The organism is Janthinobacterium sp. PSPC3-1, assembly GCF_049896105.1.
Lineage (GTDB): Bacteria > Pseudomonadota > Gammaproteobacteria > Burkholderiales > Burkholderiaceae_D > Janthinobacterium.
Map to the genome: position 1 here is coordinate 21,569 of NZ_JAFCTQ010000008.1, position 15,208 is coordinate 36,776.

A 15,208-nucleotide genomic window follows, 5' to 3' on the forward strand; every position below is an offset into this window, starting at 1 on the left:
TGCAAGGCGAGAGCGGCAATCAGGCGCGGGCCGTCAAGCCGGTGTCGTACTTTCGCGGCGCACCACGTCCAGCCATTCCAGCAGGGGAATCGTGGCCGGCAGCAAGGGCTCCACGCCCACCGTGCCCTGCCAGGCAAAGGCCTGGCCTTCCAGGCTTTGCGGCTCGCCGCGCCAGTCGCGGCTGATATAGAAATGCAGCCGCACATGGGCATGCGGATAGACATACTCCACGCCACACCAGGCTTCGGCGCTGTCGATCTGCAGGCCCAGTTCCTCGACGAACTCACGTTTCAGGGCATCGAGGATGGCTTCGCCCGGCTCGACTTTACCGCCGGGAAACTCCCAATAGCCATCATACGGTTTGCCGGCCGGGCGCTGGCCCAGCAGCACATCGCCATTCGGTTTCATCAGGATGCCGACGGCGACATCGACCGGTTTGACTTTCACCTCGCTCATTGCGGCAGCTTTCCCGCAGGAAGTTTACCCGCATAATCGCGCGCAAACTGCCACGCCACCCGGCCTGAACGCGAGCCGCGCTGCAAGGCCCAGCGCAGGGCGTCGCCGCGCGCTTGTGCGATCTGTTCCGGGCTGCAGCCGAACGAGGCCAGCCAGTGCGCCGCGATGTCCAGGTAGTCGTCCTGCTTGAACGGATAGAACGACAGCCATAAACCGAAGCGTTCGGACAGGGAAATCTTTTCCTCCACCGTTTCGCCCGGATGCAGGTCGCCATCGTCGTCGGTCTTGTAGCTGCTGTTGTCCGACATGCGTTCCGGCATCAGATGGCGCCGGTTCGAGGTGGCATAGATCAGCACATTGTCCGACTGCGCGGCGATGCTGCCGTCCAGCGCCACCTTCAGCGCCTTGTAGCCGCTCTCGCCTTCTTCGAACGACAGGTCGTCGCAAAAGATGATGAAGCGCTCGGGACGCGCCGCCACCAGGTCGACGATATCGGGCAGGTCGGCCAGGTCCGCCTTGTCGACTTCGATCAGGCGCAGGCCCTGGCCAGAAAACTGGTTCAGGCAGGCCTTGATCAGCGACGACTTGCCGGTGCCGCGCGCGCCCGTCAGCAGCACATTGTTGGCCGGCCGGCCACTGACGAACTGGCGCGTGTTCTGCTCGATCTGGGCCTTTTGCGTGCCGATATTGTGCAGGTCATCGAGTGCGATGTTCGACACATGGGCCACCGCCTGCAAATGGCTGGCGGCGCCCTGCCGCCGGCGCCAGCGAAAGGCAAAACTGTTCCAGTCGACGGCCGGCGTGGCGGCCGGCAGGATCGCCTCCACGCGCGCCAGCAGGCTTTCCGCGCGCAGCAGGAATTGTTCGAGGCCGGTCATGAACGGTAGTCGGCGTTGATCGACACGTAGTCATGCGACAGGTCGCAGGTCCAGACGGTGGCCGTGGCGTCGCCGCGCGCCAGATTCACGCGGATGGTGATTTCGCTCTGCTGCATCACGCGCTGGCCGTCCTGCTCCTGGTAATCGGGATTGCGGCCGCCATTCTTGGCCACCCATACATCGTCCAGGTACAGGTTCAGCAGGCTGACGTCCAGGTCGTCCACGCCGGCGTAACCGATGGCGGCCAGGATGCGGCCCAGGTTCGGGTCGGAGGCAAAGAACGCGGTTTTCACCAGCGGCGAATGGGCGATCGAATAGGCGATCTTGCGGCACTCTTCCATGCTGCGGCCGTCTTCCACGGTGACGGTCATGAACTTGGTCGCGCCTTCGCCGTCGCGCACAATGGCTTGCGCGAGAAAGGTCGACAGTTCGGTGACGGCGGCGGCCAGTGCGGCGTAGCCGGGCGCATCGACCGAGTCGATCACCAGGCTGCCGGCGCCGGTGGCGACCAGCATGAAGGAGTCATTGGTCGAGGTGTCGCCGTCGATGGTGATGCAGTTGAACGATTTGTCGGCCGCCTGCTTGACCAGTTGATCGAGCACCGGCTGGGCCACGGTGGCGTCGAACGCCAGGAAACCGAGCATGGTGGCCATGTTCGGCTTGATCATGCCGGCGCCCTTGCTGATGCCGGTCAGGGTCACCGTATGGCCCTCGATGGTGACGGTGCGCGAACCGGCTTTCGGCTGCGTGTCGGTGGTCATGATGGCCTCGGCCGCCGAGAACCAGTTATCTTGCGTAAGCGCGGCGACGGCTTGCGGCAGGCCCGCCACCAGGCGCTGCACCGGCAACGGTTCGAGGATCACGCCGGTGGAAAACGGCAGGATCTGCTGCGGCGTGCAGCCCAGCAGTTCGGCCAGCGCGGCGCAGCTGTCCTGGGCAGCGGCCAGGCCCGATTCACCCGTGCCCGCATTGGCATTGCCGGTATTGACCAGCAGCGCGCGGATCGGCGCGGCGCCGGCGGTAACGGCTGCCAGGTTGGCTTTCGAAATCTGCACCGGCGCGGCGCAGAAGCGGTTCAAGGTGAACACGCCGGCCACGGTGGCGGTCGGTGCCAGCTTCAATACCAGCAAATCCTTGCGGTTCGGCTTCTTGATGCCGGCTTCGGCAACACCGATTTCAATACCGGCGACGGCTTTCAGGTCGGCGGCGACGGGCTTGGGAGAATTGACGGCCATATGAGTTCTTCTGCGAGGGGAAAAGGAAGCGCTATTGTAGCGCCTTCGCGCCAGCGCTGACCATGCGGCGCACCGGACCCACGGTCAAAAAAAACGGAGACCGCGGTCTCCGTTTTTGTTCAGGCTGTCAAACCGCCTTTATGCCAGCTTGCCGTGGCAGGCTTTATATTTCTTGCCGCTGCCGCAAGGGCATGGATCGTTGCGGCCGACCTTGACGCCCATGCTCACGCTCATGTCGTCGACATACTGGTCGTTGCTGTTGTCGCCAGCCGTAGGCGCCAGCAGTTCTTCCGGCGCCGCGTTCGGATCGAATTCGGCGTGCTGGTAGTGCACGTTTTCCACGTGCGACTGCTGCATCGCCGCTTCGGCCGCATCGACTTCTTCGCGCGACTGGATGCGCACCGTCATCACGTGCTTGGTGACGTCGTTCTTGATCATGTCGAGCATCATGCCGAACAGTTCGAACGCTTCGCGCTTGTATTCCTGTTTCGGGTTCTTCTGCGCATAGCCGCGCAGGTGGATGCCCTGGCGCAGGTGATCCAGCGCCGCCAGGTGTTCACGCCAGTGGCTGTCCACGCTTTGCAGCATGACATTGCGCTCGAAGCCGCCGAACGACTCCTTGCCGACGATATCGATCTTCGACTGGTACACGGCATCGGCCGCCACCAGCACTTTTTCAACGATCTCTTCGTCGGTCAGGGTTGCATCGGCCGCCAGCAGCTGCTGCAGCGGCATGTCGAGCTGCCACTCGCTGGCCAGCACGGTTTCCAGGCCCTTGATGTCCCACTGCTCTTCCACCGACTCCTGCGGCACGTAAGCGTGGACCAGGTCGGTAAACACGCCGTGGCGCAGCGAGGCGATCATTTCGGAAATATCGGTGGTTTCCAGCAGCTCGTTACGCTGCTGGTAGATCACCTTGCGCTGGTCGTTGGCAACATCATCGTATTCCAGCAATTGCTTGCGGATGTCGAAGTTGCGCGCTTCCACCTTGCGCTGGGCCGATTCGATCGAGCGCGACACGATGCCCGCTTCGATCGGTTCGCCTTCCGGCATTTTCAGGCGGTCCATCACGGCGCGCACGCGGTCGCCAGCGAAGATGCGCAGCAGCGCGTCGTCGAGCGACAGGTAGAAGCGCGACGAACCGGGATCGCCCTGGCGGCCGGCACGGCCACGCAGCTGATTGTCGACCCGGCGCGATTCGTGGCGTTCGGTGCCGATGATGTGCAGGCCGCCCGCATTGACCACGTGGTCGTGCAGCGACTGCCATTCATCGCGCAGCGTCTGCGACTGGCTGGCCTTGTCGGCATCGCTCAGTTCGGCATTGGCGTCGATGAACTTGATCTGGTTTTCAACGTTACCGCCCAACACGATGTCGGTACCGCGACCGGCCATGTTGGTAGCGATCGTGATGGCTTTCGGACGGCCGGCCTGGGCGATGATTTCCGCTTCGCGCGCATGCTGCTTGGCGTTCAGCACGTTATGCGGCAGCTTGGCCTTGTCCAGGATGCCGGACAGCAGCTCCGAGTTCTCGATCGAGGTGGTGCCCACCAGCACGGGCTGGCCGCGCTCGTAGCAGTCGCGGATGTCGATCACCATCGCATTGTATTTTTCCGCCGACGATTTGTAGACCTGGTCCTGGCGGTCCTTGCGCTGCAGCGGACGGTTTTGCGGAATCACTACCGTTTCCAGGCCGTAGATCTCCTGGAATTCGTAGGCTTCGGTATCGGCCGTGCCGGTCATGCCGGCCAGCTTGGCGTACATGCGGAAATAGTTCTGGAAGGTGATCGAGGCCAGGGTCTGGTTCTCGTTCTGGATCTTCACGCCCTCTTTCGCTTCGACGGCCTGGTGCAGGCCATCGGACCAGCGGCGGCCCGTCATCAGGCGGCCCGTGAATTCATCGACGATCACCACTTCATTGTTCTGCACCACATAGTGCTGATCCTTGAAGTACAGCGCATGGGCGCGCAGCGCCGCATACATGTGGTGCACCAGCGAAATATTGGCCGAATCGTACAGCGAGGCGCCTTCCGGCAGCAGGCCCAGTTCGGTCATGATGCGCTCGGCCTTTTCGTGGCCGGCTTCGGTCAGCAGCACCTGGTGCGCTTTTTCATCCTTGGTGTAGTCGCCAGGGACGTCCACTTTGCCCTTGCCGTCCGGCGTTTCTTCGCCGATCTGCAACGTCAGCAAGCCTGGCACTTCATTGATCTTGTGGTACAGGTCGGTATGGCTCTCGGCCTGGCCGGAAATGATCAACGGGGTACGCGCTTCATCGATCAGGATCGAGTCGACTTCATCGACGATGCCGAAATTCAAGGCACGCTGCACGCGGTCGCGCGCTTCGTACACCATATTGTCGCGCAGGAAATCGAAGCCGAATTCGTTGTTGGTGCCGTAGGTAATGTCGGAGTTGTAGGCCTGCTGCTTGGCGCTGTGCTCCATCTGCGACATGTTCACGCCGGTCGACAAGCCCAGCCAGGCGTACAAACGGCCCATGGTCTCGGCGTCGCGCTGTGCCAGGTAATCATTGACGGTAACGATGTGCACGCCCTTGCCCGACAAGGCGTTCAGGTAGGCTGGCAGGGTTGCCATCAGGGTCTTGCCCTCGCCCGTGCCCATCTCGGCGATCTTGCCATAGTGCAGGACCATCCCTCCTATCATCTGCACGTCGAAGTGGCGCATGCGCAGCACGCGCTTGGACGCTTCGCGGCAGACGGCAAACGCCTCCGGCAGCAGGGCGTCCAGCGATTCGCCACCGGCGATGCGTTCCTTGAAGGCAGGCGTCTTCGCTTGCAGCTCGGCATCCGACAGCTTTTCGATGACCGGCTCGAGCGCGTTGATCTCGCGTACCGTTTTTTGGTATTGCTTGAGCAGCCGCTGGTTGCGGCTACCGAAAATCTGGGTCAGTAATGACATGCTTGAATTCTTGAAAAAACGCCGTTAAAAAAAGCTCGGTAGCTGACAGCGAGGTGACAATCGCATGACCGCACGGAGTTCGACTATGGCAAAAGACGATGATTTTATCATGCGTTCCCCCCAAGGTTGGGATCATGCACTATATAACAATAGCTTTAAGACAAACAATGCAGGGAAATTGCGGACATTTTGCGCACAGTATGACTCCATCGGCGGCGACTGCCGCCCTCGCCATGCGCGGGCGAGTGTGCTATGTTTCGGCCATGCGAAATCCCACTTACTCGCCGGCACCGCGCCGCAGCTACGGCTTTGCCCGCCCGGGCCCAGCCGTCACGGGCGCCACCGATTTCTTGCGCGGCAACGCGACGATGGCGTCCCTGATGCCCACCGTCAAGCGCCTGGCCGCCCTGCAAAAAGATTGCGCCCAGGCCTTGCCGGCCATGTTCGAGCACTGCGATATCCTGCAGTTCGAAGCGGGCCAGCTGGTGCTGGCCATACCGAACGCCGCGCTGGCGGCCAAGCTCAAGCAGCAACTGCCGAAGCTGCAGGGGGAACTGGAAAGAAAAGGCTGGCAGATTGCGGGCATCAAGCTCAAGGTGCAGGTGACCAAGAGCATCGCGCCCATCGTCCATACGCGGGCGCTGGTGCTGCCGGAAAAAGCCATGTCGGCGCTGGAGGAATTGAGCACGGCGCTGCCGGCGTCGAAACAGAACGATCAGCTGATCGCGGCGCTGCGCAGGCTGGTGCGGCATCACCGCGACGCCAAGGACTGAGCAAAATACGGCCAATTAACGCATGGTACGTAGGTCGGATTAGCGCGCAAGCGCGTAATCCGACAACGCCGCAGACGCCAACAATGTTGTCGGATTACGGCCCGAAGGGCCTCGGCGGCCCCACCTAATCCGACCTACGTCAGCGACCACTCGCGTTCCATCTGGCGCAGGTAGGACTGCGGCGCCGCCTCATTGGTGGCAAACGAGACGATCTCGTACGACTCCGGCTGCTCCAGCAGCGCCAGCAGCAGCTGGTTGTTCAGCGCATGGCCCGATTTGTGCGCCGTGTAATACGCCAGCAGCGGATGGCCCACCAAATACAAATCGCCAATCGCGTCGAGGATTTTATGGCGCACGAATTCGTCTTCGTAGCGCAGGCCGTCGGCGTTCAGGATGCGGTATTCGTCCATCACGATGGCGTTTTCCAGCGAGCCGCCACGGGCCAGGCCCATGCCGCGCAGGCTTTCCACATCCTGCATGAAGCCGAAGGTGCGCGCGCGCGCCACGTCATGGATATAGGACACGTCGCCAAAGTCGACCGAGGCGCGCTGCATGGTGCCGTCGACGGCCGGGTGGTTGAATTCGATGAAAAAATCGAGCTTGAAGCCGTCATAGGGCGACAGCCGCGCCCATTTTTCGGCCGCGCCGGTGCCGTGACGCACTTCCACCGGCTTGATCACCTTGATGAATTTCTTGGCCGCCGCCTGCTCTTCCACGCCAGCCTGCTGCAGCAGGAACACAAAAGAAGAAGCCGAGCCGTCCATGATGGGAATTTCTTCCGCATTCACGTCGATATACATATTGTCGATGCCGAGGCCGGCCGCGGCCGACATCAGGTGTTCCACGGTCGAGACGCGGGCGCCATCCTTGATCAGCACGGACGCCATGCGCGTGTCGCCCACCGCCATGGCGCTGGCGGGAAACTCCACCACCGGCACCAGGTCGATGCGGCGAAACACGATGCCCGTGTCGATGGCGGCCGGGCTCAGGGTCAGTTCGACCTTGGTGCCGGAGTGCAAGCCGACACCGATGGTGCGGACCGATTGTTTGATGGTGCGTTGTTTTAACATGGCACGATTATAGCCAGTTGCGGCATGGAATGCTGGCCGGCAAAAAAACTGTTACACCCGTCAAGGATGTTCGCTTTCCACATGCACCGCCTCCTTGCGCACCAGATAGATGCCGCTGGCAATAATGATGGCCGCGCCGAGCATGGTGTACTCGTCGGGCAGGGTGCGCCACAACAGCCAGTCCAGGCCCATGCCCCAGGCCAGGGCCGAATACTCGAACGGCGCCACGCTGGACGCCTTGCCGCTGCGAAACGCTTCCGTGATCGCCAGCTGGCCCAGGAAACCGCTGACCGACAAGCCGGCCAGCAGCAGCCAGTCTTCGCGCCGGATCGCCACCCATTCATGCCACGACAGCGCCACGCCGCCGGCCGCCATCATGATCATCAGCCAGAACACCATGCTTTCGCTGGCGTCGCTGCGGCTGAGGATGCGGCCGGTGATGGCCGACACGGCATAGCAGGCGGCCGCGGCCAGCACGGCCAGGCCGGCCAGCGACAGGAAGTCGCCGCCTTCCGGGCGCAGCACCACCAGCACGCCGCCCAGGCCCACGGCAATCGCGCACCAGCGTGCCAGGTCGACCCGCTCTTTCAGAATAAATACCGACAGCGCCGTGATCAGCAGCGGCGCGATAAAGAACAGCGAATACGCTTCGGCCAGCGACAGGCGCTTCAGGCCATAGGCGAACAGGGTAATCATGGCAATGCCCAGCGCGCCGCGCAAAAAATGCAGCGGCCAGCGCACCTTCAGCACATGCTTGAAGGCGCCACGGTACAGCAGATACAGGCAGACCAGCGGCAAGGACGACAGCGCGCGCAAGGCAGTGACCTGCATCGCGGGATAGGTTTCGGACAGCAGCTTCATGGCTGTATCCATCAGCGAAAACAGGCCGGCGGCGGCCAGCATCGCGTAGATGCTGCGCAGATTGGGATTATGGGAAGGCAAAGCAACTCCTGGCAGGAGAGAAACCGTCATCATGGCGACGGCCGGAGCCAGGACCGGGGGCGGATACAGGTGCAGCGTAGCGCAGCGCGGTCGCCCGGATTATAGCAAGCGCGGCGGCGACTGTTACAACACCGGCAACAGCATCACCAGTTTCACCTCATGCTGGCGCGCCAGGTGCAAGGTCACCTGGTTGAAGTTGAGCAGCCCCTGCACGGGATGCTGGAAGCGGCGCAATCCGCCGTCGCGACCCAGCACCTGCTGCGCGCCCCACCAGTGGCGAAACTCCGTGCTGGCGCCGGACAGTTCGGCGATCAAGCCGGCCAGCGGCGCCTGGTCCGCATGGCGTCCCACATCGGCGCGAAACTCGGCCACCAGGCGCTGCGCGCGCTCGGGCCAGCCGGCGATCAGCTGGCGTGCCTGCGGCGACAAAAACATGAAATGCAGTAAATTCGGCAGCTGATTTGGTGATGACTCCGGCTGCGGCGCATCGAGCCAGCCGGCAAACAAATTAGCCGCTTGCGCATTCCAGGCCACCGCGTTCCATTGCCGGTCCAGCATATAGGCCGGCGCATCGATGGCGGCGACAATCGCGGCCAGCTCCTCGCTGCCGGTACCACCCCCGTGCGCCTCGCCATGCTCGGGATCGGCCTTGTCGGCCACCTCGAACAGATACGCCCGCTCGGCCGTGCTCAGCTGCAGCACCTGCGCCAGGCGCGCCAGCATCTTGGCCGACGCCGACACGGGCCGCCCCTGCTCCAGCCAGGTCAGCCAGGTCGGGCTGACGTCAACCAGCTGCGCCAGCTCTTCACGGCGCAAGCCTGGCGTGCGGCGCCGTCCGCCACCGGGCAGGCCGGCCATGGCGGGGGTGACGGCTTCGCGCCGGGCGCGGATGAATTCGGCGAGCTTGTGCGACATGGCGTCCTTGGGTGGTAGTCAATATACCAGTATAACTTCTTGTCTTGTTACAGGATAAAACTGCCTCTATTCTGCCTGTACACCAACATTTACGGGAGCAAACCATGCAACAGCACGATGTCATTACCGAGCAGTTCGGCAAGACCGCCAACGCATACCTGAGCAGCGCCATCCACGCGCAAGGAGCCGACCTGGTGCTGATGCAGGAAGCGGCGCGTCGCCATGGCCGCCCCGTGGTGCTGGACCTGGGCTGCGGCGCCGGCCACGCCAGCTTTGCCGTCGCGCCGGTGGCCGCCTCAGTCGTCGCCTACGACCTGGCGCAACCCATGCTGGACGTGGTCGAGCACGCCAAAGTGCAGCGCGGCCTGGACAATATCAGCACGCGCCAGGGCGACGTGGCCAGGCTGCCGTTCGCCGACGCCAGCTTCGACATGGTCGTCACGCGCTTTTCGGCCCACCACTGGAGCGACGTGGCCGGCGCGCTGGCCGAAGCCTGGCGCGTGCTGCGCCCCAACGGCACTTTATTGGTGGTCGATATCGTGGCGCCGAAAACCGCCCTGTACGACACCACCTTGCAGGCGGTGGAACTGCTGCGCGACGGCTCGCACGTGCGCGACTACCGCGCCTGCGAATGGGGCGCCAAGTTCGACAACGCGGGATTCACGCACAGCCTGCGCAGCGTGTGGAAGCTGACCATGCGGTTCGACGACTGGGTGGCGCGCATGCGCACGCCGGAGCAGCGCATCGCCGCCATCCGCAACCTGTTCGACGCAGCGCCCGAGGAAGCGCGCCAGTATTTCGCGCTGCAGGACGATTATTCCTTCGATATCGATGCGGCGCTGTTCGAGGCGACCAAACCGGTGGTGCAATAAAAAAAACGGCGCCAACATGGCGCCGTTTTTTCGAGGTGAAACAATATTATTTCAACTGGCCCAGCAAGGTCTCGGCATTCGACACTTCAAACTTGCCGCCCTGCTCGATGTTCAGTTGCGTCACCACGCCGTTGTCGGCCAGCAGCGAGTAGCGCTGCGAACGCGTGCCCATGCCGTGCTTGGAGAAATCGGCGTCCAGGCCCAGGGCCTTGCTGTAGGCGGCATTGCCGTCGCCCATCATGCGCACGATGCCGGTGGCCTTCTGGTCACGGCCCCAGGCGCCCATCACGAACGCGTCGTTGACGGAGATGCACCAGATTTCATCGACGCCGGCCGCCTTCAGGGCTTCGGCGTGCTGCACATAACCTGGCACGTGCTGTGCCGAGCAGGTTGGCGTGAAAGCGCCTGGCAGGCCGAAAATGGCGATCTTCTTGCCCTTGGCCAGGTCCTGCACGTTGAACGTGTTCGGTCCCAGCGCGCAGCCTTCGGTTTCGGTTTCGATGAATTCAGCCAGGGTGCCTTCCGGCAGGGTATCGCCGATCTTGATCGTCATGGTGACTCCTTTTTACTATATTGGGAAAAGCCGGCTTGCCGCCGACGCTGCGCAACAGTATGCCTGACTTGCCATCTTTGTGCAGAAATCCCCCACGAAAGCAAAGGCTGACATCAAGAAAACGGCGGCCAAAAGGCCGCCGCAGTCACGCCCCATCCGGGACGAAATCAATCAGCCTGTTTGCGCAGGAAAGCTGGAATGTCATACGTCTCCATGCCATTCTTTTCCATCGCGCGCACCTGCTCGGAAGCGGTTTCACGGCGCCATACGGCTGGCGCCTTCATGCCGTCAAAGCCCGCCGCCGGCGTGGCAGCGCCGACCGTGGTGGTCACGGTTTGCGCGGCGCCCATGGCAGCCGATGGGGTCAGCGGGCTGTTGTGGGTGCCGGTGCGCAGCACTTGCTGCGGTACCAGCTGGATGTTTTTCTTGGCGCGGCCCAGGCCGGTAGCCACCACGGTGACGCGGATATCGTCACCCATGTCGTCGTCGTAGGCGATACCTTGCGCGATCGACGCATCCGGTGCCGCAAAAGCGCGCACGGCCGCCATGACTTCCTTGATCTCCTTGCCCTTCAGGCCACGGCTGGCCGTGACGTTGACCAGCACGCCGCGCGCGCCGGACAGATCAATACCGTCCAGCAGCGGCGAGGCGACCGCCTGTTCGGCCGCGATGCGCGCGCGGTCCACGCCGGAAGCGGTGGCGGTACCCATCATCGCCTTGCCCTGCTCGCCCATGATGGTTTTCACGTCGTTGAAGTCGACGTTGATATGGCCCGGCACGTTGATGATCTCGGCAATGCCGGCCACCGCGTTGTTGAGCACATCGTCGGCGTGCTGCATCCATTCCAGCATGCTTTCGTCCTCGTAGATCTCTTCCAGTTTTTCGTTCAGGATGATGATCAGCGAATCGACGTGCAGGGACAGCTGCTCCAGGCCTTCGTCGGCGATGTCCATGCACTTCTGGCCTTCGTACGAGAACGGCTTGGAGACCACTGCCACCGTCAGCGCACCCAGTTCCTTGGCCACTTCGGCCACGATCGGCGCGGCGCCGGTGCCGGTGCCGCCGCCCATGCCGGCGGCGATGAACACCATGTGCGCGCCGCGCAGCGAATCGGCGATGCGTGCGCGCGATTCCTCGGCCAGCTGGCGGCCGACGGCCGGCTTCATCCCGGCGCCCAGGCCGGTATCGCCGATCTGGATGATGTTGTGCGCCTTGGACGTCGACAGGGCTTGAGCGTCGGTGTTGGCGGCAATGAACTCCACGCCCGACATGCCTTTGTTGATCATGTGTTGAACTGCATTGCCACCCGCACCGCCGACGCCGACTACCTTGATGACGGTACCTAACGCTGTGTTATCGACCATATCGAACTCCATGATGTGCTCCTATCAGAATGCGGTTTCCAAGCGCCAGGCCTCATATCGTTAGGAGAACTGGAGATTGAAAACTGCGGTTAAATTTAAAATAAGTTATATGTACCTGCGCTGCTGCCAAAAAACCTGTGTGCTGCCGGGCGAACTGCAGGCCCTTAAAAATTTCCTAAAAACCATTCCTTCATGCGCTGCCAGACTGCCTTCACCGAGCCATCCTGGCGCGTCACGATATGCCCGCGCAGGTATTGCTTTTTCGCTTCCAGCAGCAGTCCCAGCACGGTCGCGTAGCGCGGACTGCGCACCACGTCGGCCAGCTGGCCGCGATACTCCGGCGTGCCCAGGCGCGCCGGTTTCAAAAAGATGTCTTCCGCCATCTCCACCATGCCCGGCATGATGGCCGTGCCGCCCGTCAGCACGATGCCCGACGACAGCACGCCCTCGTAGCCCGACTCGCGCACCACCTGGTGCACCATCGCAAACAGCTCCTCCACCCGCGGCTCGATCACCGCCGCCAGCGCCTGGCGCGACAGGTTGCGCGGACCACGGTCGCCCAGGCCCGGCACTTCCAGCGATTCGCCCGGATCGGCCAGCACCTGCTTGGCCACGCCGTAGCGGATCTTGATCTCTTCCGCTTCCGCGGTCGGGGTGCGCAAGGCCATCGCGATGTCGTTGGTGATCTGGTCGCCGGCGATCGGGATCACTGCCGTATGGCGGATCGCGCCATCGGAAAACACCGCCACGTCGGTGGTACCGCCGCCGATGTCGATCAGGACCACGCCCAGCTCTTTTTCATCCGGGGTCAGCACGGCGTCGGCCGAGGCCATCGGCTGCAGGATCAAGTCGGAGACCTCGAGGCCGCAGCGGCGCACGCACTTGACGATATTCTGCACCGCCGATACGGCGCCGGTGACGATATGCACCTTGACCTCCAGGCGGATGCCACTCATGCCGATCGGCTCGCGCACATCTTCCTGGCTGTCGACGATGAATTCCTGCGGCACCGTATGCAGCAATTGCTGGTCGGTCGGAATGTTAACCGCTTTTGCCGTCTCGATGACGCGCGCCACGTCGGTGGCCGTCACTTCCTTGTCCTTGATGGCCACCATGCCGCTCGAATTGAAGCTGCGGATATGGCTGCCCGCGATGCCGGCATACACATTGCGGATCTTGCAGTCGGCCATCAGCTCGGCTTCTTCGAGCGCGCGCTGGATCGACTCCACCGTGGCCTCGATATTGACCACCACGCCTTTTTTCAGGCCCTTCGATTCGTGCTGGCCCAGCCCGATCACTTCGTGGCGTCCATCGGACATCACTTCGGCTACCACCGCCACCACTTTCGAGGTGCCGATGTCGAGGCCGACGATCAGGTTCTTCGCGTCTTTTGTCATTTCTGTCGCCTAGTTTTTGGGCTATTGGTTTAATTACTTTGATTATTCGGTCAAGCCGGTTTTTTGGTCGCACTGCTGGTTTTTTTCCGGATGGCCGGCGCCGGCCTGCCATCCTTGCCTTCGGCCGGTATCACCAGGCCGGCCGAACTCAGGGCCAGTCCATTCTGGTAACGCATGTCGATGGTGTCGATATTGTCCAGGCGGCTGGCCAGTTGCGGATAGATGCCCACCAGCCGGTCCACCCTTGCCTTCAAGGTCGTGTGATTCTGTTCGCGCCCCAGCGCCACGCTCATGCCGTTATTCAGTTTGACGGTCCACGCATAGCGGCTCGACAAGGACAGCGATTCGGGCGCCATCTTCAGCGGCGCGAACCATTTGGCCAGGTTCACATAGGTCGCCAGCACGTCCTTCTCGCTGCCGTCCGGTCCCGAAAACGCGGGCAACTCATGATCGTCCTCGGCTTCGGCCACGTTGGCGGTAAACACGTCGCCCTTGACCGACAGCAGGCGGCCATCCTCGCCCCAGGTACCGAGCGCCTCATGCTCTTCCAGCGCCACGATCAGCTGGTTCGGCCACTCGCGGCGCACGCTGGCGCGGCGCACCCAGGGTACCGATTCGAACACGCTGCGCACGTTTTCCAGGTTGCTGGTGAAGAAATTGCCCTTGATGCGGTTTTGCGTGCCGGCGCGCAGGGTCAGGTAATTCACATGCCGCAACCCCTTCGCATCGACGCTTTCCACCGTGATGGTGCGCAGGTCGAACATCGGGCGTTGCGACACCCACCAAACGCCGGCGGCCACGCACACGACCAGCACAAAGGCCATCAGGCCGTTGGCGGTCGTATTGAGGCTTTTAGCGTCGTGCCACATGTCAGTGCTGTCCCTTGCTGATTTTCAAACGTGCCGAAGCGACGATTTCCAGGCACAGGTCTTCATAGCTGATGCCCACCGCGCGCGCCGCCATCGGCACCAGCGAGTGGCCGGTCATGCCGGGCGAGGTGTTCACCTCCAGCAGGAACAGCGCGCTGTCGGCACTGCGCATCAGCACGTCGACCCGTCCCCAGCCTTCGCAGCCCAGGGCGCGGTAGGCGGCCAGCGCGATGCGCTCCATCTCGGCCAGGATCGCCGGGTCCAGCTCCGGCGGGCAGAAATACTGCGTCACGTCCGTGAAATACTTGTTCTGGTAGTCGTAATTGCCTTGCGGGGCGACGATCTCGATCGGCGGCAGCGCGCGCGCGGTGGCGCCCTGGCCCAGGATCGCCACCGTGAATTCGCGGCCCTGGATGAACTGCTCGGCCAGCACCGAATCATCGAGAGCGGCGGCGATGTCGTACGCGGCCTGGAAGGCCGACGCCTCATGCACGGTGGTGATGCCGATGCTCGACCCTTCATGCGGCGGCTTGACGATCAGCGGCAAGCCCAGTTCTTCGGCCACTTGCGCCAGGCTCGCATCGTCGGCCAGCACCGCGTATTGCGGCGTCGGCAGCTTGTGCATCAGCCAGATCATCTTGGTATAGACCTTGTCCATGCCGACCGAGCAGGCCATCACGCCGCTGCCCGTGTACGGAATGCCCAATTGTTCCAGCGCGCCCTGCAGGCTGCCGTCTTCGCCGTAGCGGCCGTGCAGCGCAATGAACACGCGATCAAAATGTTCGGCCGCCAGCTCGGCCAGCGAGCGCTCGCCCGTGTCGAAGCCATGCGCGTCGACGCCATGGCTTTGCAAGGCGGCCAGCACGCCGGCGCCGGACATCAGCGACACTTCGCGCTCGGCCGAACGGCCGCCGAACAGGACGCCGACCTTGCCCAATTGTTTCACATCGATAGCTGAAGCTGCGTTCACG

General features: G+C 62.8%; 14 protein-coding genes. 2 read left to right on the forward strand and 12 right to left on the reverse strand.

The genetic code is table 11. The features are described from left to right. Positions 1-33: 33 nt before the first annotated feature. The 4 genes from ACP7B7_RS10790 to secA all read right to left on the reverse strand — a co-directional run bounded on the left by ACP7B7_RS10790 (position 34) and on the right by secA (position 5,482). On the reverse strand, positions 34-456 hold the full coding sequence (locus ACP7B7_RS10790) for an NUDIX domain-containing protein (RefSeq protein ID WP_426076681.1): 423 nt from the start codon (positions 454-456) through the stop codon (positions 34-36). Next, the gene (locus ACP7B7_RS10795) at positions 453-1,334 is read right to left on the reverse strand and encodes an ATP-binding protein (RefSeq protein ID WP_426076682.1); all 882 of its coding nucleotides are present in this window, start codon (positions 1,332-1,334) and stop codon (positions 453-455) included. The genes ACP7B7_RS10790 and ACP7B7_RS10795 overlap by 4 nt, the downstream gene beginning before the upstream one ends. Further along, positions 1,331-2,569, reverse strand: coding sequence for a bifunctional glutamate N-acetyltransferase/amino-acid acetyltransferase ArgJ (gene argJ, locus ACP7B7_RS10800; protein WP_426076683.1), 1,239 nt, complete (start codon positions 2,567-2,569; stop codon positions 1,331-1,333). Before argJ ends, ACP7B7_RS10795 begins: the two co-directional genes overlap by 4 nt. 138 nt (positions 2,570-2,707) lie before the next feature. Next, the gene (gene secA / locus ACP7B7_RS10805) at positions 2,708-5,482 is read right to left on the reverse strand and encodes a preprotein translocase subunit SecA (RefSeq protein WP_426076684.1); all 2,775 of its coding nucleotides are present in this window, start codon (positions 5,480-5,482) and stop codon (positions 2,708-2,710) included. Between the two features lie 263 nt (positions 5,483-5,745). Between secA and ACP7B7_RS10810 the strand changes: the two genes are divergently transcribed. After that, positions 5,746-6,255 (forward strand): DciA family protein, encoded by a 510-nt coding sequence (locus ACP7B7_RS10810; protein ID WP_426076685.1) that lies wholly within the window; start codon positions 5,746-5,748, stop codon positions 6,253-6,255. A 134-nt stretch (positions 6,256-6,389) separates the two neighbouring features. On the opposite strand, the gene lpxC is transcribed toward ACP7B7_RS10810, so the two are convergent. The 3 genes from lpxC to ACP7B7_RS10825 form a co-directional block, all read right to left on the reverse strand. Continuing rightward, positions 6,390-7,325, reverse strand: a complete 936-nt coding sequence (lpxC, locus tag ACP7B7_RS10815) for a UDP-3-O-acyl-N-acetylglucosamine deacetylase (protein WP_308923959.1) — start codon at positions 7,323-7,325, stop codon at positions 6,390-6,392. A 60-nt stretch (positions 7,326-7,385) separates the two neighbouring features. Continuing rightward, entirely contained in the window at positions 7,386-8,228 is an 843-nt protein-coding gene (locus tag ACP7B7_RS10820; protein ID WP_426076761.1) for a DMT family transporter, read from the reverse strand. Between the two features lie 162 nt (positions 8,229-8,390). Beyond that, positions 8,391-9,182: a helix-turn-helix transcriptional regulator gene (locus ACP7B7_RS10825; protein WP_426076686.1), complete on the reverse strand. Its 792-nt coding sequence runs from the start codon at positions 9,180-9,182 to the stop codon at positions 8,391-8,393. Positions 9,183-9,286: 104 nt separating this feature from the next. Between ACP7B7_RS10825 and ACP7B7_RS10830 the strand changes: the two genes are divergently transcribed. Beyond that, on the forward strand, positions 9,287-10,054 hold the full coding sequence (locus ACP7B7_RS10830; protein WP_426076687.1) for a class I SAM-dependent methyltransferase: 768 nt from the start codon (positions 9,287-9,289) through the stop codon (positions 10,052-10,054). 46 nt (positions 10,055-10,100) lie between these two features. On the opposite strand, the gene ACP7B7_RS10835 is transcribed toward ACP7B7_RS10830, so the two are convergent. From ACP7B7_RS10835 to ACP7B7_RS10855, 5 genes are all read right to left on the reverse strand, one after another. Next, positions 10,101-10,607 carry a peroxiredoxin gene (locus tag ACP7B7_RS10835; RefSeq protein ID WP_426076688.1) on the reverse strand — a complete coding sequence of 169 codons (507 nt, stop codon included), beginning with the start codon at positions 10,605-10,607 and terminating at the stop codon, positions 10,101-10,103. 167 nt (positions 10,608-10,774) lie between these two features. Beyond that, entirely contained in the window at positions 10,775-11,983 is a 1,209-nt protein-coding gene (gene ftsZ / locus ACP7B7_RS10840; protein ID WP_308923955.1) for a cell division protein FtsZ, read from the reverse strand. Positions 11,984-12,135: 152 nt separating this feature from the next. Further along, entirely contained in the window at positions 12,136-13,368 is a 1,233-nt protein-coding gene (gene ftsA, locus ACP7B7_RS10845; RefSeq protein ID WP_308923954.1) for a cell division protein FtsA, read from the reverse strand. A gap of 50 nt (positions 13,369-13,418) precedes the next feature. Next, positions 13,419-14,237, reverse strand: coding sequence for a cell division protein FtsQ/DivIB (locus tag ACP7B7_RS10850; RefSeq protein ID WP_308923953.1), 819 nt, complete (start codon positions 14,235-14,237; stop codon positions 13,419-13,421). Position 14,238: 1 nt separating this feature from the next. Further along, a complete protein-coding gene (locus tag ACP7B7_RS10855; protein ID WP_426076689.1) occupies positions 14,239-15,207 on the reverse strand; it encodes a D-alanine--D-alanine ligase in 969 nt (322 codons plus the stop codon). Position 15,208: the final 1 nt, after the last annotated feature.